The 25,152-nt window shown below is 56.2% G+C and carries 21 protein-coding genes; 15 read left to right on the forward strand and 6 right to left on the reverse strand.

All coding sequences use genetic code 11. The features are described 5' to 3' along the window. Positions 1-14 precede the first annotated feature (14 nt). The 11 genes from AC3FOF_RS18650 to AC3FOF_RS18700 all read left to right on the forward strand — a co-directional run bounded on the left by AC3FOF_RS18650 (position 15) and on the right by AC3FOF_RS18700 (position 12,442). Positions 15-1,058 (forward strand): polysaccharide biosynthesis protein, encoded by a 1,044-nt coding sequence (locus AC3FOF_RS18650; protein ID WP_488727425.1) that lies wholly within the window; start codon positions 15-17, stop codon positions 1,056-1,058. 4 nt (positions 1,059-1,062) lie between these two features. Further along, entirely contained in the window at positions 1,063-2,196 is a 1,134-nt protein-coding gene (gene wbjC / locus AC3FOF_RS18655; RefSeq protein WP_488727426.1) for a UDP-2-acetamido-2,6-beta-L-arabino-hexul-4-ose reductase, read from the forward strand. An 11-nt stretch (positions 2,197-2,207) separates the two neighbouring features. After that, entirely contained in the window at positions 2,208-3,338 is a 1,131-nt protein-coding gene (wecB, locus tag AC3FOF_RS18660; protein ID WP_488727427.1) for a non-hydrolyzing UDP-N-acetylglucosamine 2-epimerase, read from the forward strand. Between the two features lie 70 nt (positions 3,339-3,408). After that, on the forward strand, positions 3,409-4,575 hold the full coding sequence (locus AC3FOF_RS18665; RefSeq protein WP_488727489.1) for a glycosyltransferase family 4 protein: 1,167 nt from the start codon (positions 3,409-3,411) through the stop codon (positions 4,573-4,575). 19 nt (positions 4,576-4,594) lie between these two features. Further along, positions 4,595-5,203, forward strand: a complete 609-nt coding sequence (locus AC3FOF_RS18670; RefSeq protein ID WP_488727428.1) for a GNAT family N-acetyltransferase — start codon at positions 4,595-4,597, stop codon at positions 5,201-5,203. A gap of 24 nt (positions 5,204-5,227) precedes the next feature. Further along, positions 5,228-6,382 carry a DegT/DnrJ/EryC1/StrS family aminotransferase gene (locus AC3FOF_RS18675; protein WP_488727429.1) on the forward strand — a complete coding sequence of 385 codons (1,155 nt, stop codon included), beginning with the start codon at positions 5,228-5,230 and terminating at the stop codon, positions 6,380-6,382. After that, positions 6,382-6,978 (forward strand): sugar transferase, encoded by a 597-nt coding sequence (locus AC3FOF_RS18680; RefSeq protein ID WP_488727430.1) that lies wholly within the window; start codon positions 6,382-6,384, stop codon positions 6,976-6,978. The genes AC3FOF_RS18675 and AC3FOF_RS18680 overlap by 1 nt, the downstream gene beginning before the upstream one ends. Before the next feature lie 69 nt (positions 6,979-7,047). Continuing rightward, positions 7,048-7,701: a phosphatase PAP2 family protein gene (locus AC3FOF_RS18685; RefSeq protein ID WP_488727431.1), complete on the forward strand. Its 654-nt coding sequence runs from the start codon at positions 7,048-7,050 to the stop codon at positions 7,699-7,701. A 164-nt stretch (positions 7,702-7,865) separates the two neighbouring features. Continuing rightward, the gene (locus tag AC3FOF_RS18690; protein WP_488727432.1) at positions 7,866-9,989 is read left to right on the forward strand and encodes a hypothetical protein; all 2,124 of its coding nucleotides are present in this window, start codon (positions 7,866-7,868) and stop codon (positions 9,987-9,989) included. A 524-nt stretch (positions 9,990-10,513) separates the two neighbouring features. Beyond that, positions 10,514-11,761 (forward strand): O-antigen ligase family protein, encoded by a 1,248-nt coding sequence (locus AC3FOF_RS18695; protein ID WP_488727433.1) that lies wholly within the window; start codon positions 10,514-10,516, stop codon positions 11,759-11,761. 381 nt (positions 11,762-12,142) lie between these two features. After that, positions 12,143-12,442: a hypothetical protein gene (locus tag AC3FOF_RS18700; RefSeq protein WP_488727434.1), complete on the forward strand. Its 300-nt coding sequence runs from the start codon at positions 12,143-12,145 to the stop codon at positions 12,440-12,442. Positions 12,443-12,637: 195 nt separating this feature from the next. On the opposite strand, the gene AC3FOF_RS18705 is transcribed toward AC3FOF_RS18700, so the two are convergent. The 4 genes from AC3FOF_RS18705 to AC3FOF_RS18720 form a co-directional block, all read right to left on the reverse strand. Next, a complete protein-coding gene (locus AC3FOF_RS18705) occupies positions 12,638-12,892 on the reverse strand; it encodes a hypothetical protein (protein WP_488727435.1) in 255 nt (84 codons plus the stop codon). Between the two features lie 65 nt (positions 12,893-12,957). Next, positions 12,958-13,350, reverse strand: coding sequence for a hypothetical protein (locus AC3FOF_RS18710; RefSeq protein WP_488727436.1), 393 nt, complete (start codon positions 13,348-13,350; stop codon positions 12,958-12,960). Then, the gene (locus AC3FOF_RS18715) at positions 13,343-13,576 is read right to left on the reverse strand and encodes a DUF2164 family protein (protein ID WP_488727437.1); all 234 of its coding nucleotides are present in this window, start codon (positions 13,574-13,576) and stop codon (positions 13,343-13,345) included. The genes AC3FOF_RS18710 and AC3FOF_RS18715 overlap by 8 nt, the downstream gene beginning before the upstream one ends. A 612-nt stretch (positions 13,577-14,188) precedes the next feature. Then, positions 14,189-14,539, reverse strand: a complete 351-nt coding sequence (locus tag AC3FOF_RS18720; protein WP_488727438.1) for a DUF1484 family protein — start codon at positions 14,537-14,539, stop codon at positions 14,189-14,191. 1,340 nt (positions 14,540-15,879) lie between these two features. Here AC3FOF_RS18720 and AC3FOF_RS18725 point away from each other — a divergent pair. After that, positions 15,880-16,716 (forward strand): XpsR family transcriptional regulator, encoded by an 837-nt coding sequence (locus tag AC3FOF_RS18725; protein WP_488727439.1) that lies wholly within the window; start codon positions 15,880-15,882, stop codon positions 16,714-16,716. Between the two features lie 587 nt (positions 16,717-17,303). Further along, positions 17,304-18,245, forward strand: coding sequence for a transcriptional regulator (locus tag AC3FOF_RS18730; RefSeq protein ID WP_488727440.1), 942 nt, complete (start codon positions 17,304-17,306; stop codon positions 18,243-18,245). Here the strand turns inward: AC3FOF_RS18730 and AC3FOF_RS18735 are convergent. Continuing rightward, a complete protein-coding gene (locus AC3FOF_RS18735; RefSeq protein ID WP_488727441.1) occupies positions 18,192-19,349 on the reverse strand; it encodes an AraC family transcriptional regulator in 1,158 nt (385 codons plus the stop codon). The two genes, AC3FOF_RS18730 and AC3FOF_RS18735, sit on opposite strands and share 54 nt — an antisense overlap. Positions 19,350-19,770: 421 nt before the next feature. Then, the gene (locus tag AC3FOF_RS18740) at positions 19,771-21,783 is read right to left on the reverse strand and encodes a polysaccharide biosynthesis protein (RefSeq protein ID WP_488727442.1); all 2,013 of its coding nucleotides are present in this window, start codon (positions 21,781-21,783) and stop codon (positions 19,771-19,773) included. A gap of 890 nt (positions 21,784-22,673) precedes the next feature. Between AC3FOF_RS18740 and AC3FOF_RS18745 the strand changes: the two genes are divergently transcribed. Together AC3FOF_RS18745 and AC3FOF_RS18750 are read left to right on the forward strand one after the other, a co-directional pair. Further along, positions 22,674-23,471 (forward strand): transcriptional regulator, encoded by a 798-nt coding sequence (locus AC3FOF_RS18745; protein WP_488727443.1) that lies wholly within the window; start codon positions 22,674-22,676, stop codon positions 23,469-23,471. 675 nt (positions 23,472-24,146) lie between these two features. Then, positions 24,147-24,926, forward strand: a complete 780-nt coding sequence (locus AC3FOF_RS18750; RefSeq protein ID WP_488727490.1) for an XpsR family transcriptional regulator — start codon at positions 24,147-24,149, stop codon at positions 24,924-24,926. The last annotated feature ends 226 nt before the right edge of the window (positions 24,927-25,152 follow it).

The following is a 25,152-nucleotide window of genomic DNA, read 5'->3' on the forward strand; positions in this document are numbered from 1 at the left end:
ACGGAGAGAATGCAATGTTCAAAGAAAAGAATCTACTAATCACCGGTGGCACCGGTTCATTCGGAAACGCCGTGCTAAAGAGATTCCTTGATACGGAAATTTCTGAGATTAGAATTTTCAGCCGCGACGAGAAGAAGCAAGACGATATGCGGAAGCGATATAACAATCCCAAGCTGAAGTTTTACCTTGGTGACGTTCGCGACGCGCGTAGTGTGATCGGGGCGATGCGTGGGGTGGACTATGTTTTTCACGCTGCAGCGCTCAAACAGGTTCCATCTTGTGAGTTCCATCCGATGCAGGCGGTCGGTACGAATGTGCTGGGAACTGAAAATGTGCTGGAGGCAGCAGTCAATGCTGGCGTGAAACGAGTAGTGTGTCTCAGCACCGATAAGGCTGTGTATCCCATCAATGCAATGGGTATTAGCAAGGCCATGATGGAAAAGGTGATGGTGGCCGCTAGTCGTAACCTAGAAGGCACTGGCACAGTAATCTGCGGCACACGCTATGGCAACGTGATGGCGTCGCGTGGTTCTGTGATTCCGCTTTTTGTTGAACAGGTTCTAGCGGGCAAGCCGATCACGATAACAGATCCTAGCATGACCCGGTTCATGATGACATTAGCTGACGCGGTGGACCTAGTGTTGTATGCATTTGAACACGGTAACAACGGGGATATCTTCGTGCAGAAGGCACCAGCGGCTACCGTGCAAGTTCTTACCTCGGCTCTCCTAGGCTTGATGGGGAAGCCCGATCACGAGGTGCGTGAGATAGGTACTCGCCATGGTGAGAAGCTTTACGAAGCACTGCTCAGCCGTGAGGAGATGGCCTGTGCTGAAGATCTTGGAGATTACTTCCGCATGCCGCCCGATGGGCGCGATCTGAATTACGCCAAGTTTGTGGAGAAGGGCGAACGACGCATCACCAAGAGCACGCATGGCGAAGATTACAACTCACATAACACTACGCGACTAGACGTCGAGGGCATGAAGGCGCTCTTGCTGAAACTCGACTTCATGCAACGCATTGCACGTGGCGAGCACGCCGTAGCGGAGGAATGAGGCTATGAAAGTACTGATTACCGGGGCCAACGGCTTTGTGGGCAGAAATCTGCAGTTACACCTCGCTGAGCGCGAGGACGTGCAGGCCATATGCTTTACGCGCGACGATGATGTAGGCAGTCTGCCCGCCTTGTTGGATGGTGTGGACTTTGTTTTTCATCTTGCAGGTGTGAACAGGCCAAGAGATCCGCAGGAGTTTGTTGCCGGCAACGTGGAATTGACGTTGGCGCTATCCCAGTCGATCGGTGCGGTGGCGGAGAGCACTGGCAAGAAGATTCCTATTGTTTATACGTCTTCCATTCAGGCAGAACGCGACAATCCTTATGGTCAGAGCAAGCGCGGAGGGGAAGAGGCCTTGCTCGCCGTTGCAGATAGAAGCCAGGTGCCGGTGTATATTTTCCGGCTGCCCAATGTGTTTGGAAAATGGTGCAAGCCTAACTACAACTCTGCTGTGGCAACGTTTTGCCATAACATTGCGCGAGGCTTACCCATACAGATCAATGACCCGGCGGCGCCGGTTACGCTCGTGTACGTGGACGACGTGATTGAACGCTTTGTCCAGCTAATGGATGGCGTCGACGCTAACGTGGGATCAGATGACCCCGGTTTTTCCACCGTGACACCCCAGTACACCACGACTGTGGGTGAGTTGGCAGCGCAGATTCAAGCCTTTAAGGACAGCCGTGCCACGCTTATGACCGAACGAGTAGGTACTGGGTTGGTGCGGGCACTTTATTCAACCTACGTTAGTTACCTGCCGGTTGAGGAGTTTGCATACTCAGTGCCGCAGTACGGTGATCCGCGTGGCGTTTTTGTCGAGATGCTTAAGACACCAGACACTGGGCAATTCTCCTTTTTTACCGCCCATCCTGGCATCACGCGTGGTGGTCATTATCATCACAGCAAGACCGAGAAATTCTTGGTGATCAAGGGGCAGGCCCGATTCAAGTTTCGTCACATGCATACCGGCGAGGCGCATGAATTGGTTACCATTGGCGATAAGCCCGAGATTGTGGAAACAGTGCCAGGCTGGACGCATGACATAACCAATGTTGGCACTGACGAACTGATCGTCATGCTCTGGGCCAACGAGGTTTTTGATCGCGCCCGGCCTGACACCTTTGCTCATCCGCTGTAAGCAGGAACGATATGAATAAACTGAAAGTCATGACCGTAGTCGGAACACGTCCGGAGATCATTCGTCTTTCGCGCGTAATGGCACGGCTCGATGAGCACTGCGACCATGTTCTAGTGCATACAGGGCAAAACTACGATTACGAATTGAATCAGATATTCTTTGATGATCTTGGTATTCGTAAACCGGATCATTTTTTGAATGCTGCGGGTGGCGGTGCAGCAGAAACTATTGGCAAGATCATTATCGCCGTGGATGGTGTGCTGGCTATGGAAAAGCCGGAGGCCATGCTTGTCCTGGGCGATACAAATAGTTGTATGGCTGTCCTACCCGCTAAGAGGCGCAAGACGCCTGTGTTCCATATGGAGGCGGGAAATCGCTGTTTTGATCAGCGAGTGCCGGAAGAGATCAATCGCCGGATCGTTGATCACACAGCAGACGTCAACCTAACCTACAGTTCCATCGCGCGCGAGTATCTGCTACGCGAAGGCTTGCCGCCAGACATGGTGATAAAGACCGGTAGCCCGATGGCAGAGGTCTTGGCACATTATCGACCGGGCATTGAAGCGTCGGATGTGCTGAATCGACTCGGATTAACCGAAGAGCGATTTTTCGTCGTGAGTGCCCATAGGGAGGAGAATATAGATTCCGACGTGAACTTTGGCAGGTTAGTGAGGGTGCTGAACACCGTCGCTGAGCACTATGGCTTGCCAGTTATTGTGTCGACTCACCCGCGCACGCAGAAACGTGTTGACGCAATTGGCGCGCAATTTCATGCCATGGTGCAGCTCCTCAAACCGCTTGGGTTCACGGATTACAACAAGCTGCAAGTGGCGGCCAAGGCAGTGCTGTCCGATAGCGGCACCATCAATGAAGAATCGTCCATTATGAATTTCCCAGCGCTGAACTTGCGCGAGGCACATGAGCGGCCGGAGGGCATGGAGGAGGGCGCAGTGATGATGGTTGGTTTGGAAGCGGAACGCGTGATGCAGGGCCTTGCGATCCTGAGTAGTCAGTCACGAGGCGAGGTACGTCTTTTGAGGCAAGTCGCGGACTACAGCATGCCCAACGTTTCCGATAAGGTACTAAGGATAATCCATAGTTATACAGATTATGTGAACCGCGTTGTGTGGAAAAAATACTGATACTGAGGTAAATACGTTGCGGATAGTCTTCGTATCACAGATCTTTGATCCGGAAAACTCGATCAAGGGCTTGGAGTTCGCGAAACGGCTTAGTGCGCTCGGTCATGAGGTCGAGATTGTAACTACGTTCCCGAGTTATCCGGGAGGGAGGATATTCCCTGGGTACAAGGTCAGTTTGATACAACGATCTGTTGTGGATGGAGTAACGGTAGTAAGGTTGCCAACATTCGTAAGCCACGGAAGATCTGCCGTGAAGAGAATGATGAGCTATGCCTCATTCGGTATGGTTGCGTCGTTTTATTCTCTTTTTTTCTTGAAAAGGCCGGATGTTTTGTATGCTTACTACCCGCCGGTAGTCGTTGGAATAATGGCGGCATGCGTTTCTCGGTTTAGGAAAGTACCATTTGTTTATGATGTGCAGGACCTTTGGCCTGAGGCTCTTGTTGCCACCGGGGCGGTGAAGGAAGGCCGAATAACCGCCATCATCGATAAGATTTGTGGCTGGATTTATAGGAAAGCAGCTCGCGTTGTCGTTTTGTCAGATGGATACCTTAATGCTATTGCGCTTAAAGGAGTGCCAAGAGAGAAGATCGAAAGGCTATTCAATTGGTGTGATGAAAGTCGCATGAAAACCGATTTAGAGACTTCCGATGAAATTTTTGAAAATGGTTTCTTTAACATACTTTACGCGGGAAATATGGGGGCTGCGCAGTCCCTTGAGCATGTCATCGATGCAGCAGAGTTGTTACGGAAATCTGGAGAAAACCGGATAAGATTTGTTTTTCTCGGGGCGGGTGTTTATAGTGAAGCTCTAAAAAAGAAAGCATCTGATCTAGCTCTTGATAATGTCAGGTTTTTCCCGCAAGTCCCCGTCGAGGAAGCGAGCAGAATAATTCCAGCGGCGGACGCGCTGTTGGTACATCTCGCCGATGAGAAGGTATTTGAGATAACGATACCATCTAAAACGCAAGCCTATCTAATGATGGGGCGGCCGATATTAATGGCAGTAAGAGGTGATGCAGCATCTATTGTCAAGGAAGCCGGCGCTGGTATGGTGGTTGAACCCTGTCAACCGGAGCAATTGGCACGCGCCGCTCAAGCAATGTCGAGTATGTCCGCACTGGAGTTGGGTGCGATGGGGCGCAATGGACGTGACTATTATCTAGCGCACATGAGCATGCAAAATGGTGTGAAGAAGGTTGAGTCGATGCTGAAAGGGATCGTTAAATTTTCCTGACTAAGAGAGGTAACGGGGTATGCGAAGGCTCGCAGAATATGAGGATCTTAATCAGATTGTTGATGTTCATGTGGTGGCATTTCCGGGTTTTTTCCTTACGTCTCTCGGTAAGCCCTTCCTGAGGGTTATGTATCACGCCTTTCTGAATAATTCTGGCAGCATATTTCTGGTCGATGACGTAGATGGAGAGATAAATGGATTCGCTGTCGGAATGTTGAAGACGGCGAGCGGAGATAGGGGCTTGGCGATCAAGTTTTTACCGAAGTTCTTGGTTGCAATTATTCCAGCTGTTCTGCGAAATCCATCTGGTGTTTTTGCGCGAGTCTGGAGACAATTTTTTAATTATGGCGGACAGCCGGACATACCGGAAGGGGCGGCTATTTTAAGAAGCATTGGGGTTTCTCCGAAAAAAAGGGGAGGTGGGGTTGCCGGTAAATTGCTCTGCGAATTCGAGAAGATATCGATGCAGAAGGGAGCCTCAAAGGTTGTACTGACGACCGATGCCGAGAGTAATGATAGAGCGATTAATTTCTATTTGAAGAATAATTATAAAATCAATCAGAAATTTAAGCAGGATAATTCGAGATCCATGCTAGTGATGCAAAAAATATTTCCGTCTACTAATTAAAAACTGGGGTAAATGATGAGTGATTTGGACAAGAAATTTCTACCATTTGCTCTTCCTGAGATCGGCGAAGAGGAAATTGCGGATGTTGTAAGCGCATTGCGTTCTGGATGGGTTACTACTGGGCCAAGAGCCAAGCAGTTTGAATCCGATTTTGTTCAATTTCTTGGGGGTGGTGTCGAAGCTGTCGCTGTCAATTCGGCTACGGCAGGTTTGCACTTGGGGCTGGAGGCTCTGGGGATTGGGGCTGGTGATGAAGTGATTACAACTACACATACATTCACGGCTACTGCGGAGATTATTCGCTATCTGGGCGCGGATCCGGTATTTGTGGATGTCAATGCGGACACGCTTTGTATTGATGTGGATGCCGTAGAAGCTGCAATCACGTCGCGTACCAAGGCGATTATTCCTGTGCATTTTGCTGGACGAGCTGCGGATATGCAGAGATTGCTGCGGGTCGCTCGGGAACACGGCCTGTATGTCATGGAAGATGCAGCGCACTCTCTTCCGACGACGTGTGATGGCAAGCTAGTCGGTACGTTGGATAGCGATGTGACAGTGTTCAGCTTCTACGCGAACAAGACTATTACGACCGGGGAAGGTGGAATGTTGGTCACACGTAACCCGGAGATCGCTAGGCGCGCTCGCGTAATGCGCCTCCATGGTATCAACCGGGATGCATTTGATCGATTTACGTCGAAGGCGCCGAGCTGGTACTACGAAATTGTGGCACCAGGATTCAAATATAATATGACGGATATTGCGGCATCGATAGGTATCCATCAGCTAAAAAAGGCGCACGGATTCCAGAAAAAACGCTTGGATATTGCGGCTATGTATGATGAGCAGTTGGCCGATCTGCCAGTAATTCGTCCCCCTCATGCTGAACAAGGCGACACACATTCATGGCATCTTTATGTAATTAGACTCGACGACTCGGTCAAGGTTAGCCGTAATCACGTGATTGATCGGATGTTCGAGCAGGGAATTGGATGCAGCGTGCATTATATCCCATTGCACTTGCAGCCGTATTGGCGGGACACTTACAAGTTGACACCTCAGATGTTCCCTCGGAGTCAGCAGATTTATGAGAGGACACTGTCATTGCCAATATATACGCGCATGACGGAATCAGATGTTAATCGTGTCATCGTCGCTTTAAAAGCAGCTATACAGTGATGGCGAAGCGCTTGTTTGATTTAATAGCGAGCGGATTTGGGTTGCTTGTATTATCACCAGCCCTTCTATTTATAGCTCTTGCTGTCAAAATTGATTCTCCAGGGCCAGTTTTTTTTCGACAGGAGCGAGTTGGACGTTTCGGAAAGAAATTCCGTATCCACAAGTTCCGGACGATGGTCACCGATGCAGAGATCCGCGGATTACAGATAACAGTGGGAGCGGATACAAGAGTAACTCGCGTAGGCTTAACGTTGCGTAAGTACAAGTTGGATGAGCTTGCCCAATTGATCGACGTATTCTCGGGTGAAATGAGTATGGTTGGCCCTCGGCCAGAGGTTCCTCGTTATGTGGCCTGCTACCCAGAGGAGACGCGCGATATTGTGTTGTCGGTCAAGCCGGGAATTACAGATCGAGCATCCATCGAGTTCAAGGACGAGAATGAGATTCTTGCCAAGACCGAGGACCCGCATCACGCTTACGTTAATGAGGTATTACCGATCAAGCTCCGTTATTACACAGATTATGTGCGGGAGCGCACCTTCCTTGGAGATCTTAGAATCATAAATGCTACGCTGATAGCGCTGGTTCGCAGGTAAGCTGGCAACGATAACTATGGATTTCATTTGTTTTCGATGCTATTTTCGGGCAAATTGGATAATCTGTATATGACGCTGTGGGCACATGTTATTCCCTTTGGTAACAGTTCATGGACTTTTCCGCTTGCTATATCCATCGCGATCGTCTTGCTCCTAGCGGGTTATCGGGCAAGCGCTTTGCGTTGGCTGGTGTCCTTTACCGCAAGTATTACGGTGATCATCGCGGGGAAGCTAGCTTTCGACCTGGGGGGATGGTGTCTGCCGTCAATAGGCCTCTACAGTATCAGTGGCCACGCTATGCAGACTATGGCAATTTATCCGCTGCTATTTATGATGATGGGATCCATGTTGAACACGCGGGCGGCACGATGGGGCTTCTATCTGGGAGTTGCGGTAGCGCTATTTATGGCGGTTACGCTTGTAGCCGGCAATTATCACACGCTGTCCGAAACTGTAGCCGGCATAACGGTTGGATTGGCCGTCGTTCATACATATTGGCGCTGGAAGCCGCATCTGGGAGCGATTAACTCGGCACTGCTAATTGGCCTTCCCATTTGTTTTTATGAATTGACTGATTGGCACGGTGCGGTCAATCCTGCTAAGCACGCTATTTGGCGCGGAGTGGCCCATTGGCTGGGTGTCACGGAATACTATTCTCGATGGATTTATCCGAATCCGAATGGAATCGGAAGGGCTGTTTTGGTAATAAAAGGTCATATTTGATGTGAGAAACGTGATATGCCGAATTTGAAGATAGTTTTGGTGAAATGTAGGTGTTTTTCGGTTTGTATATCCGTTTGATTTAATTTTTATTCTTTGGGTGGTGCTGAGGTGTGATCTGGAAATATGAAAGGTACGTATTTTAAATAGCTACTTCGAGCAAATAAATGCCATTGAATATACAATCTGCTATCAAGATTTTTGTACTTGTGATTGCGTTGAATTCGTATGGCTGCGCGGCAACGGATTCGCAAGTCGCTTCCATTGGAAAGCCATATGGTCTAAATCCGCTGCCAAATTATAAGGATTACTCCCAAAAGGAAATTGAATCAGTACTAACGGATGGTATGCTGGCTAATGGGAGAATGTGGGTATCACGACAGGCGTTGACCTGGACGCATACTGCGAGGATTTCGCTGTCTCTCGACTTGAAGGACCTGACTAATTTAAGTCAGATTGCTGTGCATTCCGGAGCCGGATTAGGAGGCGGTGTTAGTTTTCCATATCATATCTACGTCTACGTAAGCCAGGATGGCAAGAATTTTGCCTATGCTGGAGATATGATGAAGGGAGCAGACAGGTCCGTTGAGGAAAGCTACGTCGAGAGAGAATTCTTGTTGGATAGGCTCAATGTGCAAGCACGATTTGTTAGGATTGAAGTCATTACACCGCCCACATATTTCTCGTTGGATGAGATTATAGTAAAACGTGGTGGCTCCGAGGGTAGTGATACCAGCTTCCAAATAGGATTGGAGGATTTGAGTGGGGACGTGGATAGAAGAAGGGATGTTGATTTAAATGCATCATATAGATCAAATGATGAATTCAGCCTTAAAAAAGTTGGTGCTTCGAACTATGGCGATTTAAATAAAAGAAGGAGCGATATATTGCGGGGTCGCTATCCGGGGCGCGAGTTTGTTGTTCAGATCACTTCGCCTTGGGCGGCAATATCACCGCTGGAAATTCCTGCGAGCGTGTCGAATGTTAGCACATTCACAATGCTGTTACCAAATGGCGGGTGTGATTACAGATCATTTATCGTTAGCAATAGCTCTAAAAAAGATATCGATATCTCTATCGATAAGGAAGTGCCTTTGGCTGCATCCTTTAATGTGGACGTATTCGAGGCAAAGGAGGTGCGTGACGCGACAGGAAAGGCATCCTTCGATCCGTTGGTCGAATTGGGGAAGAATTTTTCGATGGTTGCCGGCACGTCAAAGTTCATTATGCTACGGTTCTGCGGTCGCCAGCCGGGAGAGGCAATATATCGGCTCAGAATGACGAGTGGGGTGGAAGATTTTGTACTAAGCGGTACGGTGAAGACAGTATCGATTGATCTGATGAAAACAGCATTGGATTCGACGACATGGAGCTATCTAAATGTCGGTGATCTGCGTACGCTTGGAACGAAAGCTGTGGAAGATTTGGTGAGCCATCATGAGACAACTGTTATCGTTCCGGTAGGATCTTTGGGTGCATATCCGGATAAGAATATAGGAAAGTTAGACGAATATTTGTCTCTATATGATGGAGTAGTGAAGAGCGGGAGAGTGACAAAAGTTGTACTTTTTTTCTCATTAAAAGGGAAGGCGGATCTTGGTTCCGATTCTTGGAGGAAGGAGTTTGTTGATTGGTACAGCGGTGCTATCCGCATACTAAATAAGCATGGCTGGAGGTCCAGTCAAATTTATTTGTATCCGTATGATGAGCCATCAATGGAAACTGTGCCAGAGGCGGTCTCATTCTATCGTTGGGTGAAATCCAGTATCGTTGGCGTGAAATTATTTGCCACAGCTGGCAATAAAGCCGCGCTGGCGTTGCGCGGAATAGTGGATGTTTTGGTGGTGCAGCCAGATCTGGTTGGTGGAGAGTTCAGTGGGAATGGGCAGACCTGGATGTACGATACCAAAGGCCCCGGAAAGACAAACGACATATATGGCTACTACAGACTGCTGCCTTGGCGGGCTATCGCCAATTCGATGTCGGGTGTCGGCTTTTGGAGTTATTCTGACTTCGGTGGGGTTCCTGGTGGATGGAATGATATTCAAGGGGTAAGTGCCTACAATTATTCGCCAGTTTATATTGATGGCAGCAAGAACCTGCGGTCAAGTCGTCGATGGGAAGCATGGCGCGCTGGGTTAGAGGATGCCGCACTGTTGCGAGCGTTGGACTATAAGCTCGGTCGGATGGTTTCAAAGGATACGGCAAAGAGGGTGCTGGCCGCACCGGCAGGATCGGCGCTGGATGCTGATGCCGTGCGGCGTGTTGTTATAGAAGAGTTGATAAAGTAGTCTTGGATTTAAGGATACTTCCTCTGTCGCCCGATTTTGGGGCAGGCTGAGTTGTGGGAACTTAAGCATGTGAGCGACGGGGTCAGCGCATGGTTGAGGGAGTGTCGTACGAGCTTGAGGGTGGGCTCCCTCCTTTAGTCGCGGCGCACCAATCGCGCTATGCTGCTGTCACTCTCGACACAGTGTTCGCCGGGATTAGTGTTCCGAAGTTCAGGCGGATGAGATCGGCAAGTTGCGGTTGTTGGTCGAGCACGACATGACTCCTATTGGGACCATGGGAGGCGACAGATGCCGTAGTTAGTACGTCAACGCGCAAGGTCCTGCCTACGTCGGTTCGTGTTGAGGAGTGGTCCAATATCCGTTGTACGATGTTGTGTGTTTAGATGATCTCCGTGGATCGCTCCCCCCCTTAGGGGGGGAGGGGGCCGGGTGTGGTTTCGCTGTGCCAGCCCGAGTCGTCGGAGTACAATAATCTTCCTTCCTTCCATCTGTTCCGGGCAGCGACGGTTCGCCACCTCAAAAAAATGAATAATCGCAGTAGTTTATGGCCGTATTTTTCAGCGTTCTTGGCTGCCGCCAGTGCATTCTTTTGCAGTTGGGCGCTAGAAATCGGACCATTTTCTGCCATTCCGATTTATTTTGTGCTCGGCATGATGGGGATATTGACGATGTTCCTAAATTCGCTGCAGCGAAATCGAATAATCCCCATCTCCGGATTGGAGGTAGCATTGGTATTGTTTTGGATGTGGGCGGCGATGAGTTTCATTTGGTCGCATGACCAAATTCAAAGTCTATACCGTACAAATTCATACTTTGGCTGTTTTGTAGCATTCATCTTGATCTCGAGGGTTTCGGCAGAACCACGGTGGTGGCGCTTAATCGGATGGGCAATTATCGCAGGTTGCGGAGTCGCGAGTGCTATTGTGGTTAGCAAAGGAGCCGAATTTGTAACGGGCGGTATCGGAGATGAAAGGGCGACCATCGGCCAATTGAATGCAAATTACGTAGCGTATTCAATCGCTACTTCAATTCCTGTTGTGCTGGCTCTGATGACTGCGAAACGGTACCCAATTGCTGTAAGGTTAATGGTTAGTGCATATGTTGCATTAGCTGGGGCTGCAATCGCATTCTCAGGATCGCGTGGTGCCATTTTCGCGATTTTGGCGAGTCTAATTGTCTTCTTTTTTATCCGGGCGCGTCGTAATCTTCTGAGTTCAGTTGTCGCCATCACTGGGGCGGTTTTGGGTATGTACGTGTTGTATGATTATTTGCCTGAACCCGTAAGAGTGCGCCTAGAGATGTTTGGTGAAGCGGTGAGCATGAGCGGTGGGACGGTTGATCTTACGGGGCGGGAGGATATTTGGCCATATGCACTTAAAGCTTTCGGTGATAATCCGTTGACAGGAATCGGAGTTGGTGCTTTTCCGACGGCTAATCCTCTTCATGTCTATGCACACAACGTCCCGTTGGTCATGCTTGCAGAGACGGGGATTATCGGGTTTGCACTCTATTTTTTTGTGGTGTTAGCAATTTTTTATCAGATTCTGTTCAAGGCCAAGGACGTTAATATTAGGGGGGCAGCATATACGCTTCTGCTGACTTGGCTCGCTATAGCGCTAACAGGTGTTTGGGAAGTCGCCGCGTTTGCGTGGCTTGTGTTTGGCTGGATGTTTGCTGGGTCAAGTCATGCACCTGCTCATGCCGAAGTGAAGGCGGTCCGTAAAAAATGGGCGCCATATCATTTGTCGGCGTTACATCGAACGCGAAGGTAGACGCATTGCAGCAGGGCAATATTCGACGTTGTGATGGCCGGCCGGTACCGGGCGGATACCGCGGTGCGCCCGTCAGTCTTATGGAGCTCGATCCAGGCCACCAACCAAGCTATACTCCCTCCGCTGCCATGCCACGGTAGCCGGGATTGGCGTCCTGAAGTACAGGCGGACCAGTAGCAACGCTGCTGGATAATTGTCGCTGTGCGGAGCCTGTCCATGATGTGTCCATCCAGGGGTGCGTGCTTGCACCTTTTCAGGATTTTCCTCTTATCAAAACCCTTTGCTTATCGGTGGTCATGCACGATAGGAGGGGGCCTCCGTGTGCGCAGTGGTTCCTTCCTGTTGCCGGAATGGTTCGCCAGCAGTCTGAGGAGATCGGGCATGCGTGAAGTAAAGCGATACGGAATAGAGGCAAGCCGGGCGGGTCGGAGTACCGTTCTAATAACCCACGCCAAGCTTGAGTCCCCCGCCGAGCTCGCCGCCACCAAAGCCGCGCAACTCCACGCCCTGTTGCTCATGACGCACGGCAGCGCCCTCGAGCGCTTCGTCAGCATGGATGCGGCCATTCAGGAAAGCCTGCTTTCTCTTGCGGCGGATCTCGCGTTGGAAATTACGGTGCTGAGCGAACTGGAACTCGAGCACGGGCAGGATAGGACGGCTTCCGTTTCGGCACCGGCGTAAGCGGCTCGGCTTCGCCATGGCCACCAGCCCGCAGGTGGGTTGTAGGGCTGGAGGCAGCAAGGTGAACCCGAGCCTCTACGTTTCAGGGCAGGGGCTCATGCCAGCTGCAGGTTTGGCCGTATCTGGCAGGAGAGGATTGTCAAAAACGGAAGTTGATCTAGCTGCTCATCGGAGCATCGCTCGGCGTTGTTGCGTCTATCTCATGGGCGAGCCCCCGCCGCCTGCCATCTTCATCTGCTCATTGGCCAGGTCCAGCATCCATAGCGCTTCGTCGAAAACACGCAGCGTCTCTTCCTGGCCCCCCCGGTCTGGCAACAGCCCGGCGCGATCAGCCTTTACGCCGCGGATGAGATCATCAAGGCAGCCGGGCTGCCGTTGCTCGGCACGTTGCAGCAACAGGTGCAGCAGGTAGACGCAGGCGCCGAGGCGTGCGTCTTGCGTTTGAGTCATCGAGGCGGTCTCCGTGAGGGGGCATGTGTAGGGATATGGTAGGGCATGGAGGCGTTTCCCTCTTGCTAAGTCCCCTCGACACGATCAGTATCTTCGATGCACAGCGACGCGATCTGCCAGCGGCCTTCGACAATCAGCCACAATTCGAAGAATTCGCATTGGCTGACGATCTCTCCGTTTCTCTTGAACCAGGCCGAACCTGAAACGGTGGCCCAGTTCTTGTGTTCATGCATCGCGGTGACTGTTTCCCTGAACTCGACATCGCTCGTTCTCTTGTTCGGAAATTTGGCGCGGCTTCGTTCGAGGTATGCTATCTGATCGGCTTTGGAGATGAGCTCAGCATTCCTCTTTACAAAGAAGGAAGGGGCTTCCAGATAGGCGAGCCAGTCCGTTTCTCCGTTCAGATAGGCATTGATCCAGACCTCTCTGATCTGCTTTACCGAGTACGCTTTACTCATACTGCAGCAGGATATCGAGCTGCTCGGCGATGTCGGACAGCTTGCGGTCCATCACACGCTTCGCGTCAAGCACGCCTTCGTTGTAGGCCTGGGCGCGCATCAGCTTGTACAGCTTCTCGGCAAACGGCACCACTTCCATGTTGCCAACTGAAATCTGGAGTTCGCTATCCAGTAGATCCCGCACTTGCGAGGAGAATTTGATCAGGTCGAGCTTGTCGTTTTGCATGATGCACGGATGGATCTGAAGTGAAGTGGAAATGCGGCGGCGGTATCTATTTTGTAGTCGTGTGGTGCTCCTTGTCAGCAGTTGGAAATCGATAGCTCCCGCGCAATCGTACGTAGGCGGAGGCCCTGCAGGGATGCTGGCAAGCCCGTCCGGTGCGCGAGAGGCAGCCATGTCCGGCTGCGGCGCTCGCGCCGGGCTGAGGCAACGCGCAGGCGATGGGTGGCCAACAAGTTACGGGAGGAGGGAGGCTTCGGGATTGGGAAATTTCCCAACGTGCATGGAGAGAGGGAGGAACCGGCGCACATTGGCCGGTTGGCTATGTCAGCGACGCTATGCGCCACGGATACGTCCCCGGCATCGTTGCCGCCATCCTGGCCTGAATGTGCTGGGTACCTGACAGGTGCGGACATATCAGCAGCAGTTCAACGACGCTATCCAGAACGCGGCGTGGAAAGCCTGATCCGGTCCCTTGCCGAACACAATCAATGACTCGCCGGCGGCAAGGACTGGCGGGAGCCTGCCTGAGCATCATGCTGCCGTTTTTCCTTCAACCAGTGGAGGAAAAAGGAAAAGGGCAGGCGCCAGCGAAACTGAATGCGCCCGCCCTGGCCCTCAGATCAAGCCCTGCACCCGATTCACAGCCCCGTCCAACTGCTGCTTCAACGGCGTCAGCAAGCAATGCAGCCCGTGCGTTGCCTCGAATGTATCGCCGTCCGCCTCCAGGAGCCGCAGCACCGCACCCAAGCCAGCGCTCACGCGCAGCAAAGTATCGCAGCCATCTTGCGCCGCGACATGCATGCTGCCGCGCAGCTCGTCCAACTGGTAAGCGAGTTCCTGTACACGGAGCTTGTCCGGGGTGTCGGCGGGGAATGTGAGTTCGATGAGTTCCGCGATCAGCGCGGATTGCCGGGAGATGGCAAGGGTGTGTGAGTACTCGAACTGAGCGGTGGTGCTGTTTGGCATAGCGGCCTCCTAGATTGGGTGGAAGCCCGCCGCTCATTTCCACGTGAGGGTGGCGGGCCCGCAGCGAGGGTGGAAAACCGGATATCTAGGAAACCGGCCAGCCCGAAGGCTGCCCCGCCCGGCCCGCCTCAGGATTGTAGGCGCGCGCGAACGCAACGGACACAAAAAAACCACAAACTGTGGCTGTCCGCCTAGATATTCCCGGGTTTCCACGCCCGATCACCGTTGTTTGCGGTGATGGATGGATTCTCGGTCACGCGTGTCGGCATGTCAATCAACGCCCCACTAGTGAGGCTGTCACGGGCGACGCGCCGGCTGCCGGGTTGCCGGATACGGTCAAAGTTGATCTCTCGCGCGGCTGTGGATTCGTGGCGGCCGGCGGGCCTTCGGCCGCGTTCCTGGCATGGCAGGCATTGACCGGCATCGTGCCAGGTTTGCGCGGCTGTTGGCGCCTGAATATCGGCATACCCGTATTTGACGTCTTCCTCTATATCCTGTGAAAACATATCCCCCCATCGGAGGGGATAAACTCAATTGTATTTCACGGGATTACATTCCATCAGATCTTTTTATGTCTGAACTGAAAACAATAAAATTTATGTTCCAAATGATTTGGGTTAAAGTTCGGTCCGTTCCTGATGATAGGCCGGCTTGGACATCGTCCTTCCACGGCCTGCGGGCGCCGTTTTTCTCTTCGGGCCTGCCTTGCGTTTCCGATATGGATATGCGTTTTCAGAAGGAGATTTTATGGATGCCAAGCGAGAGAATTTCATCAGATTGTGATGTGGATAGGGCATAAACGACAGTGTAGGGTGGCTTGAGTCAGCTTATGTCTGCATTGCATGACAATACAAGGTCGCAATTGGTTATTTGCGGCCTGTGGCAGCATCCGCCGAAGAGCGGAGTGGCGTTGGGCTACTCGACGCCGGTTATGCCGCGACACTCCAATCCCCCGCGCCCTTTCAAAGGGCAATCGTGTACGGCATAAGGCCAGTGGCAACATCATGCCGGATGCGCGGCGAGCGCGATGACAACGCACAAGAGCGGGCTTCAGCCCGCCGGGGCGGCGCGCGCGGCGTGCAGACCGGACAAACGGACCACAGCGGCACGCTAGACCTCGAAGCAGGCACCAAAGCGGCACGTTGTGGCATGGGGTAAAGAGGGTCCCATTGATAAGGGGCAACATGCAGGATCTAGGGGTATTTACGAGCGACGAGCTCGACAATTATTTTGCGTCATACGTCGGAATGGAGGGAGGTAACCCGCAGGCATCCGTCTGGATCTGCGACAGAAGTCCGCATCCCTGGCTTGAGCCGCTGGCCAGGCCATTGCGCCCGAGCATGGAGCCGCCCGCATGGGACGCGGCGTTTCGCGCCAGGCACCGGGAGGATATGGGGCGCTGGCTCCAGCATCAGCGCATTGCCCGCATCATGGCCGCGGCACGTGCGCAGGCGCTGGGCCTGCGGTCGGACGATGACGACTGGAAGCCGTACTTCTGGGAGCGCCTCTACGCGCCGGATGGCAACGAGTTCAAGCTGAACCTGTTCCCCCTGCCGGCGCAGCTCGATGGGCTGACGCCCTGGTCCAAGGTGTTCCGGGGCCAGCCTGAACTGGTGCCCAAGGAGCGCTACCTGGAGCTGTGCCGGAATGGCGCCCGTTTCCGCTTTCTGGAAACGCTGCGTGCCCGCTGGCGGCCCAAGGTGATCTTCTGCCTCGGCTATCGGCATGAGGAAGACTACCTCCGGGCATTCGGGCTGGAAGCCGTGGTGGCTGAGGAATTGCCGTTCCAGCCGGCGGACCTGGTCAAGGTCCTGCGCGTGTATGTCAGGGACGGCACCACCTGGATCGTCTGTCCTGCTTTGGCGGGCAGCATGGGACTGACCTCGGATGTGCTGCTGACTGCATTCGGAAAGCTGCTTGGCGCGCGCCTGGCGCCGAGCGATTTTGTGGAGTCCGCCGAGACGCTGAACAGTGTGCCGGCTGGCGTATTTACCGGGTTGCCAGGGGCCTGCAATGAGGTTCAGGGCGCCATGATGGCGCGGACCATGTCGGGTGCGTGGGCCGGTGCCGCAAATAGCGGCAACGGTGTGCAACGGCAGGCATCGGCTCGGTCAGGCGCGGTGTCTTGCGCCACTGCGTCGGAGGCCACGCCTCATATGCCCGCCCAGGCGCTTTGATTGGCTTGTCCGCCGTCCCGGCGGACTGCGCATCGGCCGCCAATGGCGACATGCCGTAAGCCCGGCGGAATGCCCTGGTGAAGTCCGACGCCGCGCCAGAGCCGAGACCGGGCGCGATCTGCTCCACGGGCACGCGGTGCAAGCGCGGCGGGTCGGCGGCGGCGCGCCGCCGTCGTATCTATGCCTCCACGCTGCGGGTGCCACCCCTGCCGGCGCCGGCTGGTTTCCGGGATATGGCTCCGCGTCCGGATCACGCCGGGATTGCCTTCCAGAAAGCGCTGCGCCGGGTTTGTGCTGTGGGCGTTTGCCTGGCAAAGCCGGTGCCTACCATGCCTGTACGGGTGAGCGACATGGTCTTTTTGGACTATGTATCCGGATGGAAAAACTGAGACGCACGGTCAAGCGTCCCCGGCTGGCGCGATTACGCTGTTTACGGGTTTTGCCTCGGGCTTGCCGTTGCATCCGCCAGAAAAAAGGCGGGGGCGGCAACGCCGGTGTTGCGGCAGCGGTGGGTTGGTGGATTCCTGTCGGGGCGACGAGGCAAAGCCGGGTAGTCGATGCCAGTCAATGCCAGCCGTGCCGGACCTATGGAACCCTATCAAAGCCCTTTTACCCGCGAGCAGTTCGACGCTTATTTTTCTTCCTATGTTGGCATGGAGGGGGGAAACCCCGCCGCCGCAGTGTGGTTCTGTGAATTTGCCCCCAGCGGCATCGATGCGCCGCTCTCCGGCGCGCTCGCCCCGTTGCGCAGGCCGCTGGCGTGGGACCACGAATTCCGCTGCCGGCACAGGCAGGATATGGCGCGCTGGCAGACGCACCAGCGTATTGCCCGCATCATGGCGGCTGCGCGCGAGACGGTGCTCTACGGGCGTACCGATGGCGGCGACTGGCAACAATACCTGGAGGAGAGCCTTTACCAGCCGCGCGGCTGGGAATTCAAGCTCAATCTCTTTCCGCTGGCCATCCGGCCGGAAGGCAGGCTCCCATGGTCCAAGCTGTATGGCGGCCAGCCGGAGCTGAATCCCAAGCAGCGCTACCTCGACCTGTGCCGGGAGGGAGGGCGCTTTCGCTTTATCCACGGCCTGCGCCGCCAGATGCGGCCCAAGGTGGTCCTGTGCCTGGCCGAGCGCCATACCGCGGATTACCTGCGGGCGTTCGGCATGAAGGGGATTCAGGCCGTTGAGCACACGCTCAAGCCGGCGGACCAGGCCAGGACCCTGCAGGTTTATACCCACCAGGGCACCAGCCTGGTGATTTGCCCGGCGGTCGCCGGCACGGCCGGTATTGGCTCCGATGTCTTGCTCGATGCGGTGGGGGGCTTTGTCAGCCGCTGGCTGGGGGCGGGCGACTTTGCCGAGCCGACCGGCACGGTGGCGCGGGCTGGCCTGGCAACCCCGGCGCGCGTGCCGGCAGCGGCGGCGGTGCAACGCCCGGGGGGCTCGGCGCCGGGCTCCGCGCCATCGGCGTTGCGGGCGTCAGGGCGTGCCGATGGTGGCGCTCAGGTCTTTGCTCGCTTGTTGCCGGTGTAGCCAGTGCTGGTATTCCGGGCCTTGCACCCGTAGCGCGGCGCGCAGCAGGTCTTCGCGCTGCGGGTTGGCTGCCTGGATGCGCAGGTCGCTCGGCGACATGCCGTAGGCGCGCCGGAACGCCCGCGTGAAATCCGACCCGCTCGAGAAGCCGAGCCCGTACGCTATCTCCACCACCGGGAGATGCGGAAACCGCACCAGGTCCACCGCCGCGGCGCGTAGCCGGCTTTTGCGGATGTAGGCCTGCACGCCGCCCTCGTGCTCGAACAGACGGTACAAGGTCGGGCGGGAAATGTGCATTGCCTCCAGCAGGCGGCCGGGCGAGAGATCCGGCTGGTTGGCATTGGCGTCGATCAGCCGGCGCGCCCGGGCCAGCAGGGCGCTGCGGGCGGCGGCGCGCGCATCGCCCTCCAGCCGTGCGGTCTTGCGGAAGGCAGCGACCAGCACCTGGACGGCCTCGCGCAGCGCGATGGCCGCCTGCGGTGGCGGCATGTGGGGCAGCGCCTGCCGGAGCGCCTTGATATGGTCGACCGCCAGCTGCGTCATTGGCGTGTTGGTTTCCACGATGCGGCCATGCGCCGACTCGGCATCGGGGAACACGGATTCCATCAGGCCGCGGGGTACAAAACAAGTGAGCACGCGCGCCCTTTCGCGCATCATCAGCGCGGTCTGCCCGAGATCGGCTAGCAGGATGCCGCCATGGCGGGGCGTTGCGTTGCGGCGCATGCCGTCGACATAGCCGGCATTGCCGTCGATAAAGACCTGGAGCACATAGTGCCGCATGGCATCGGTGGAAATGCGCGCCACCGTGCGCTCCAGCACCACGCTGTCGCAGCGGCAGTCGGTAAAGACCATGTCATCCACGAGGTACCGGTCGATGACGCCCGCGAAGCGGCCGGCAACCTGCTCCCGCGTTACGGAAAGATCGACCACATGGCCGACGCGGTCGCGCCAAGCCAGGATCTGCCCCGTGGCGGGTTCCTCCGCTGCGGACCTGGACTTGGCTGTGGATGCGGGCAGGGCGCCGCCGACTTCGAAGCGGGTATGCGGCAGGCTCGGTGACGGCTCCTGCTCGGTACTCGGCGCATCGGGCTTGTAAGGCGTCATGACATTCGGTGAGCGCTACCATGCCCCGGTGGTCCCGGGCATATGCGGGCCAGGAAATCGGCCTGCAGTCTCGCCTAATGTACTGGATATGGACGATATTCGCTAAAGGACGTTTTTTGCCGGATCCGATGACTTGGTCCGGTGCGGGAATCCGCGCTAATCCAGGCACGATTCCAGGCGCGATTCCGTGTGCGATGCTATGGGCGATTCCGCGCGCGGCCGGCTGCCCGATCCGGGGCTTGAAGCTTCGCACCGGGCTTTATGCCGGTGCGAGTATTGGCAGGCATGCCAGCATAAAACATTTGGTAAGACATTCAGCGAAACCTTGAATATTAAATGTCTGTACGTTTGATTTGATTGATCGCTGATCGCTGATCGCTGATCGCCCGGTCGCTTGATCACCCGATCATTTGAATGCTTGCTAGCCTGCGTTGACCTGCTGCTTTGCGTTCATTTCCGCGAACTCCGTCAATACAACTTCGGGCCCGCGTGCCTTGGTGCCCAGCGGAAACGGCAGCAATACGCGTGGCGGGCGCAACCGCTTGCCGCCCTTGCCTTCCTCGATCGAGCTATAGGGCGCGTACTCGGGCACGATGCTTTGCACCAGGCTCTGGATCCGGAACGTGTCGCGCGTATCGCAAGCGGCAAACAGGGCGGCTAGCAGATCGTGCAGCGTGGCTTCGGCAAGTGAGTGCTCCTTTGCACACATGATGCGGGCGTGCGAGCTGGCGATGACGTCGCCGCCGATCAGCAGCTCTTCATACAGCTTTTCGCCGGGGCGCAGGCCCACCACCTTGATCTCGATATCGCCGCCGGGGTTGTCCCGGGTCTTTTCCTGCAGGCCTGACATCTCGATCATCGTGCGTGCCAAATCGACGATCCGCACGGGGTCTCCCATGTCCAGCACAAAGACCTCGCCGCCCTTGGCCATGGCGCCAGCCTGGATCACCAGCTGCGCCGCCTCGGGGATCAGCATGAAGTAGCGGACCACATCGGCGTGCGTGATGGTGATCGGGCCGCCGTTCTCGATCTGCTTGCGGAACAAGGGAACCACCGAGCCGGACGAGCCCAGCACATTGCCGAAACGCACCATCGAGAAGGTGGTACGGGTACGCGGACGGGCCGCCGCGGCCTGGAACACCAGCTCGGCCATGCGCTTGCTGGCGCCCATGATGTTGGTGGGCCGCACGGCCTTGTCGGTCGAGACCAGCACGCAGGTCTCCACGCCATACAGGTGCGCGATATCGGCGACGGTCAGCGATCCCATCACATTGTTGCGAATGCCTTCGGGCATGTTCGACTCGACCAGCGGCACGTGCTTGTAGGCTGCCGCGTGGTAGATGGTGTCGATGCGGTTCTGCCGTACCGCTGCCGTGACCGCCTCCGGATCGCACACCGAGCCGATGCGCGCCGCGATATCCAGGTTCGGGAAGTGCTGGCGCAATTCCTGTTCGATCGTGTACAGCGCGAACTCGGAGTGTTCGAACAGGACCAGCTTGCGCGGCCCCTGCGAGGCGATCTGCCGGCATAGCTCACTGCCGATCGAGCCGCCGGCACCCGTCACCATCACCGCCTTCTTTTGCGTGCATTTGGCGAACAGGTTCTTGTTGGGCGGGACCGGCTCGCGGCCCAGCAGGTCTTCGATGCGGATGTCACGGATCGATTGCGTGGTGATCTTGCCATCCACGAGTTCCAGCAGGGTGGGCAAGGTGCGCACTTCCACCGCCTGCTTGCGCAGGGTCTCCAGCACCTCGCGGCGGCGCTCTGGCGAGGCCGACGGAATGGCCAGCACCACTTCATCGATATCGAGCCGGGCCAGTTGCTCCGTCATCCGGCTGACGTCATAGACCGGCAGGCCGGCCACGATCTTGTTGTTCAGCGTGATGTCGTGGTCGAAGAAGCACAGCGCCCGGTGGTCGGGGCTGGCGCGCATCGCCAGGGCCAGCTGGAAGCCCGCCTCGCCGGCGCCAAAGATCGCCAGGCGCGTGATCTTGCCATGGTTCTTGCGATACTGCGACGCGCGCAGCAGCGCGCGCGCCAGGAAGCGCGAGATCACCACGTAGCTGAAGGCGACAAACCAGTAGATCAGCAAACCGGTACGCGGCAGGTAGTCGTCTTGTATCAGCACCGACACAAAGTAGGTGAGCGAGATCAGCGCGGCCAGGCTGAGACCGGACACCCACAACACCTTGAGGTCGATATACCGCAGCACCGTGCGGTACAGCCCGCTGAAGTAGAAGACCGGGATGGTGAGCAGCGCAATTGCCAGCGGCGGCAACGCACCATATTGATTCAGCAGTCCGGTATCGCCCTTGCGTAGCAGGAGCGCGAGCGAGAAACACAGCGGCAGCACCACCAAGTCGGCCGTCACCATCAGAGCGACTTTGCTACGGCGCGATAGTGCGAGTAGCCATTGTGTAAGCGCGGATGTCATTTTCATATCCACTTAGCGAATCCGGCACCGTTGATCCGGTGCGGCAAATCTGGACTGCCGTGCATGCGGCAGGATGAGACGAAGGCAATGCCAGAAGGGTGCTGACCAATTGCTCTATGTTGTTGGTGACCGATGTAGAGGTTGGTCTCGCGGCTGGTCCTCATCGTCTTGCGATTGGTGCGAATAGTGCGTCGCAGCGGAAGTCACCGGTACCCTGCGTGAGAAGGGAACGCGTGGGGATTGGTGGGGGACGGCGCGGATAGTGCCGACAAAACGGACTATCGCGCTGTGTGTCTCGCAGGGCGTTGGGTCGGGGGCGTAATGCCTGGAGAGAACGGCGGTCGCAAGTCATGCACGCGATGGCGGTCATGCACGCAATGCGGCCGATACAGGGGGCTGACTCCGCGCCTCCGGGGATGTGATTCCTATGTTCATCCCCCGGTTGGTAGGGATTGAGAAATCCCCGTTTCACATGGGACTATCCTTAAACGAGACCTTTCAAGATTGGTTCACGTCCGAATCTGGAATAGCGGTATGTCTATCCAAAATGCTTTACGCTGGAGTCCGCCGTTCGATTCGGATATTTCTGGCAATTTCTGGCAATTCCCGTCACCTGAGAGGCACCTGATTCCTTGACGGTGCCCCACGCGATTCACGTTCAGAAAGTGGTAGTAAGGGGTAGTAAGCGGGAGAAGATTGAATAAATCGCCAAAGGCACAGAGGGCGCAACGATGCCGGGCACAAGAGCGGGTCAGAGCCCGTCGCCCCGGCGCGAAGCGCGTGCCGGTTTCGGTGAAAGACCACAGCGGCACGCGGGGCCTTGAAGGCGCCCCGGCGGCACGTTGCGGCATGGGTGAAAGGGGTCCCAATCTTTGTGGCAAGGGGTATTTATGGAGCACCCAGGGGTATTTACGAAGCAGGAACTGGACGATTACTTTGCGTCCTACGCAGGCATGGAGGGCGGCAACCCGCAGGCATCCGTCTGGATCTGCGACCGAAGCCCCCACCCGTGGTTCGAGCACCTCGCCAGGCCGTTGCAGCCGCGCACGGAGCCGCCTGCATGGGATGCGGCGTTTCGCGCGCGGCATCTGGAGGAAATGGGGAGGTGGCTTCATCATCAGCGCATCGCGCGCTTCATGGCGGCGGCCCGGGCAGAGGCCCTGGGCGTGGCGCTTGGCGACAACGACTGGCGGCGCTATTACTGGAACCAGCTCTACGCGCCCGACGGCCACGAGTTCAAGCTGAACCTGTTTCCCTTGCCCGCGCAACTCGATGGCCTGACGCCTTGGTCCAAGGTGTTTCGCGGCCAGCCGGAGCTTGTGCCCAAGGATCGCTACCTGGCATTGTGCCGGCAGGGTGGGCGCTTTCATTTTCTGCAGCACATGCGTGCGCGCTGGCGGCCAAAGATCGTGGTCTGCCTTGGCTATCGCCATGCCGACGACTACCTGCACGCTTTCGGGCTGAGCGATCTGGAGGGTGAAGACCTGCCGTTGCAGCCGGCGGATCTGGTGAAGATCTTGCGCGTCTTCGTAAAAGACGGCACCACGTGGATTATCTGTCCGGCGCTGGCCGGCAGCGCCGGGCTGACTTCCGATGTGCTGCTGAACGCGTTTGGCAGGTTGCTGGGCGCCCGCCTGGCCCCGGGTGACTTTGGTGAGACGGCCGGAGCTTGCCTGCAATATGCCTAGCGTCCAGGTTTCGCCGGCAAGGCGCCGCGCATTGGATAGGGCGCTGCCGTGGCGGATGGGCCGCTTTGTATGGCTCATATATGGATTCTGTCCACGCCTGTGCGCCAATCCGCCAGTACGGCTTGCGTGCCTTCCCTGCTGTACGCCTGCATGTCAACGCGCTGACATATTGCTGCCGCGCAGGCGGAGAGCCTGCCTTCAGCCGTATTGGCTTGGTTGCCGCTACCCTGCGTAAGAAGGGATAGAACACTACGGCTAATCCCTCCAAAGGGGGGCGCGGTCCAGGCAAATCTCGCGCAAAATTTCGCACCGCCTAGTAAGTGTTTCGCGCAAACGTGATCAGGTCGTTGGGAGCGGAATGCGGAGTGTCGCGAGTTGGAAATAACAGGCTCCGCATAGCGTTCACCATCGGGGACGATACTGATCCAGATTGGTTGCAGGCAGGTCATGCAGGGACTGGCGATATGGGCGTCAGGCCGGACTGCCTCTGGTCCAAGCAGGATGAGATCCCGCAGGTGCGTCAGCAGTCTCCGCATTTTTTTGCCGGGGTTGTCGCTATCGTTCTATTAGAGATTTGCCGATCATTTGGGTGTCTCGCGGCCCGTCACGTCGTAAAGGTAGGTTTGGCCTCAGCGCGTGGGCATCTTAAATTCCACCAAGCGGTAGGGCATGGAAATAGAACAGAAAACGGTATTCTCACGTGAGCAGCTGGACGTGTATTTCGCGTCATACATTGGTATGGAAGGGGGAAATCCAGCAGGCGCTGTCTGGTTTTGCGACAGTAATCCGCATCCCTGGACCGAGTCGCTGGTGGCGCCATTGGAGCCGCGACTGCAGCCCGGGGCGTGGGATGAAACCTATCGCGAGCGTTTTCGCGAAAACATGGAGCGCTGGCAGTCGCATCAGAAGATCGCAAGGATCATGGCGGCTGCACGCGCGCAGACCTATGCCGCACAGCAGAGCGAGTGCGACTGGAAGCACTACTTTGACCGGCATCTCTACGCGCCCGATGGCGCGGAATTCAAGCTCAGCCTTTATCCCCTGCCCGCGCACCTGATCGGGCAGACGCCCTGGTCCAAGGCGTTTCGCGGGCAGCCGGCGCTGGTACCCAAGCAGCGTTATCTGGATCTTTGCCGCAATGGCAACCGTTTCCGCTTTATCGATGGCATCCGGCAGCGCTGGAAGCCCAAGGTGGTGGTGTGCCTGGGCGAGCGGCATTTCGATGATTACGTACAGGCGTTCAGGCTGGAAGACGCGCAGGCCGGCAACTTTATCCTGCAGCCCGCGGATCTTGCCAAGACGCTGCGGGTGCTGGAGCGCGACGGTACCACCTGGATCGTTTGCCCGGCGCTGGCCGGTGCGTTGGGCCTGACGTCCGACGTGCTGCTGGAGGCCATGGGCCGCTATCTGGCGCGCTGGCTTGTGCCGGAGGATTTTCCAAGGCTGCATGCATGAAATGCGGGAAGTGCGGGGCATGTGGGACTTGATGTAGCGACACGCAGTAGCAACACGAACCAGCGATAGTCGCCAGCGTCGCCAGTGTCACTGGCGGCGCTGATGACGCTGGTGTCGGTGCGGAGGGAACAAGGGCAACAAGCAGGCGGCTAGCGCGCGAGCGTCCCGCCATTGGCCGCCAGGTGGCGATGGCGCTTGGGCGGCGAGATGCAAGCCTGTGCTTTCC

The organism is Cupriavidus sp. 96C5-1, assembly GCF_057798855.1.

Excerpts from the sequence above, each read along its gene's own strand:
- AC3FOF_RS18735 (WP_488727441.1), bottom strand. The coding sequence starts at position 19,349 with ATGACGCCTTACAAGCCCGATGCGCCGAGTACCGAGCAGGAGCCGTCA.
- AC3FOF_RS18690 (WP_488727432.1), top strand. The coding sequence starts at position 7,866 with ATGCCATTGAATATACAATCTGCTATCAAGATTTTTGTACTTGTGATT.
- AC3FOF_RS18705 (WP_488727435.1), bottom strand. The coding sequence starts at position 12,892 with ATGACTCAAACGCAAGACGCACGCCTCGGCGCCTGCGTCTACCTGCTG.
- AC3FOF_RS18725 (WP_488727439.1), top strand. The coding sequence starts at position 15,880 with ATGGAGCCGCCCGCATGGGACGCGGCGTTTCGCGCCAGGCACCGGGAG.
- AC3FOF_RS18720 (WP_488727438.1), bottom strand. The coding sequence starts at position 14,539 with ATGCCAAACAGCACCACCGCTCAGTTCGAGTACTCACACACCCTTGCC.
- AC3FOF_RS18685 (WP_488727431.1), top strand. The coding sequence starts at position 7,048 with ATGACGCTGTGGGCACATGTTATTCCCTTTGGTAACAGTTCATGGACT.
- AC3FOF_RS18695 (WP_488727433.1), top strand. The coding sequence starts at position 10,514 with ATGAATAATCGCAGTAGTTTATGGCCGTATTTTTCAGCGTTCTTGGCT.
- AC3FOF_RS18710 (WP_488727436.1), bottom strand. The coding sequence starts at position 13,350 with ATGAGTAAAGCGTACTCGGTAAAGCAGATCAGAGAGGTCTGGATCAAT.
- wecB (WP_488727427.1), top strand. The coding sequence starts at position 2,208 with ATGAATAAACTGAAAGTCATGACCGTAGTCGGAACACGTCCGGAGATC.
- AC3FOF_RS18700 (WP_488727434.1), top strand. The coding sequence starts at position 12,143 with ATGCGTGAAGTAAAGCGATACGGAATAGAGGCAAGCCGGGCGGGTCGG.
- AC3FOF_RS18745 (WP_488727443.1), top strand. The coding sequence starts at position 22,674 with ATGGAGCACCCAGGGGTATTTACGAAGCAGGAACTGGACGATTACTTT.
- AC3FOF_RS18650 (WP_488727425.1), top strand. The coding sequence starts at position 15 with ATGTTCAAAGAAAAGAATCTACTAATCACCGGTGGCACCGGTTCATTC.
- AC3FOF_RS18670 (WP_488727428.1), top strand. The coding sequence starts at position 4,595 with ATGCGAAGGCTCGCAGAATATGAGGATCTTAATCAGATTGTTGATGTT.
- AC3FOF_RS18680 (WP_488727430.1), top strand. The coding sequence starts at position 6,382 with ATGGCGAAGCGCTTGTTTGATTTAATAGCGAGCGGATTTGGGTTGCTT.
- AC3FOF_RS18730 (WP_488727440.1), top strand. The coding sequence starts at position 17,304 with ATGGAACCCTATCAAAGCCCTTTTACCCGCGAGCAGTTCGACGCTTAT.
- wbjC (WP_488727426.1), top strand. The coding sequence starts at position 1,063 with ATGAAAGTACTGATTACCGGGGCCAACGGCTTTGTGGGCAGAAATCTG.
- AC3FOF_RS18715 (WP_488727437.1), bottom strand. The coding sequence starts at position 13,576 with ATGCAAAACGACAAGCTCGACCTGATCAAATTCTCCTCGCAAGTGCGG.
- AC3FOF_RS18740 (WP_488727442.1), bottom strand. The coding sequence starts at position 21,783 with ATGACATCCGCGCTTACACAATGGCTACTCGCACTATCGCGCCGTAGC.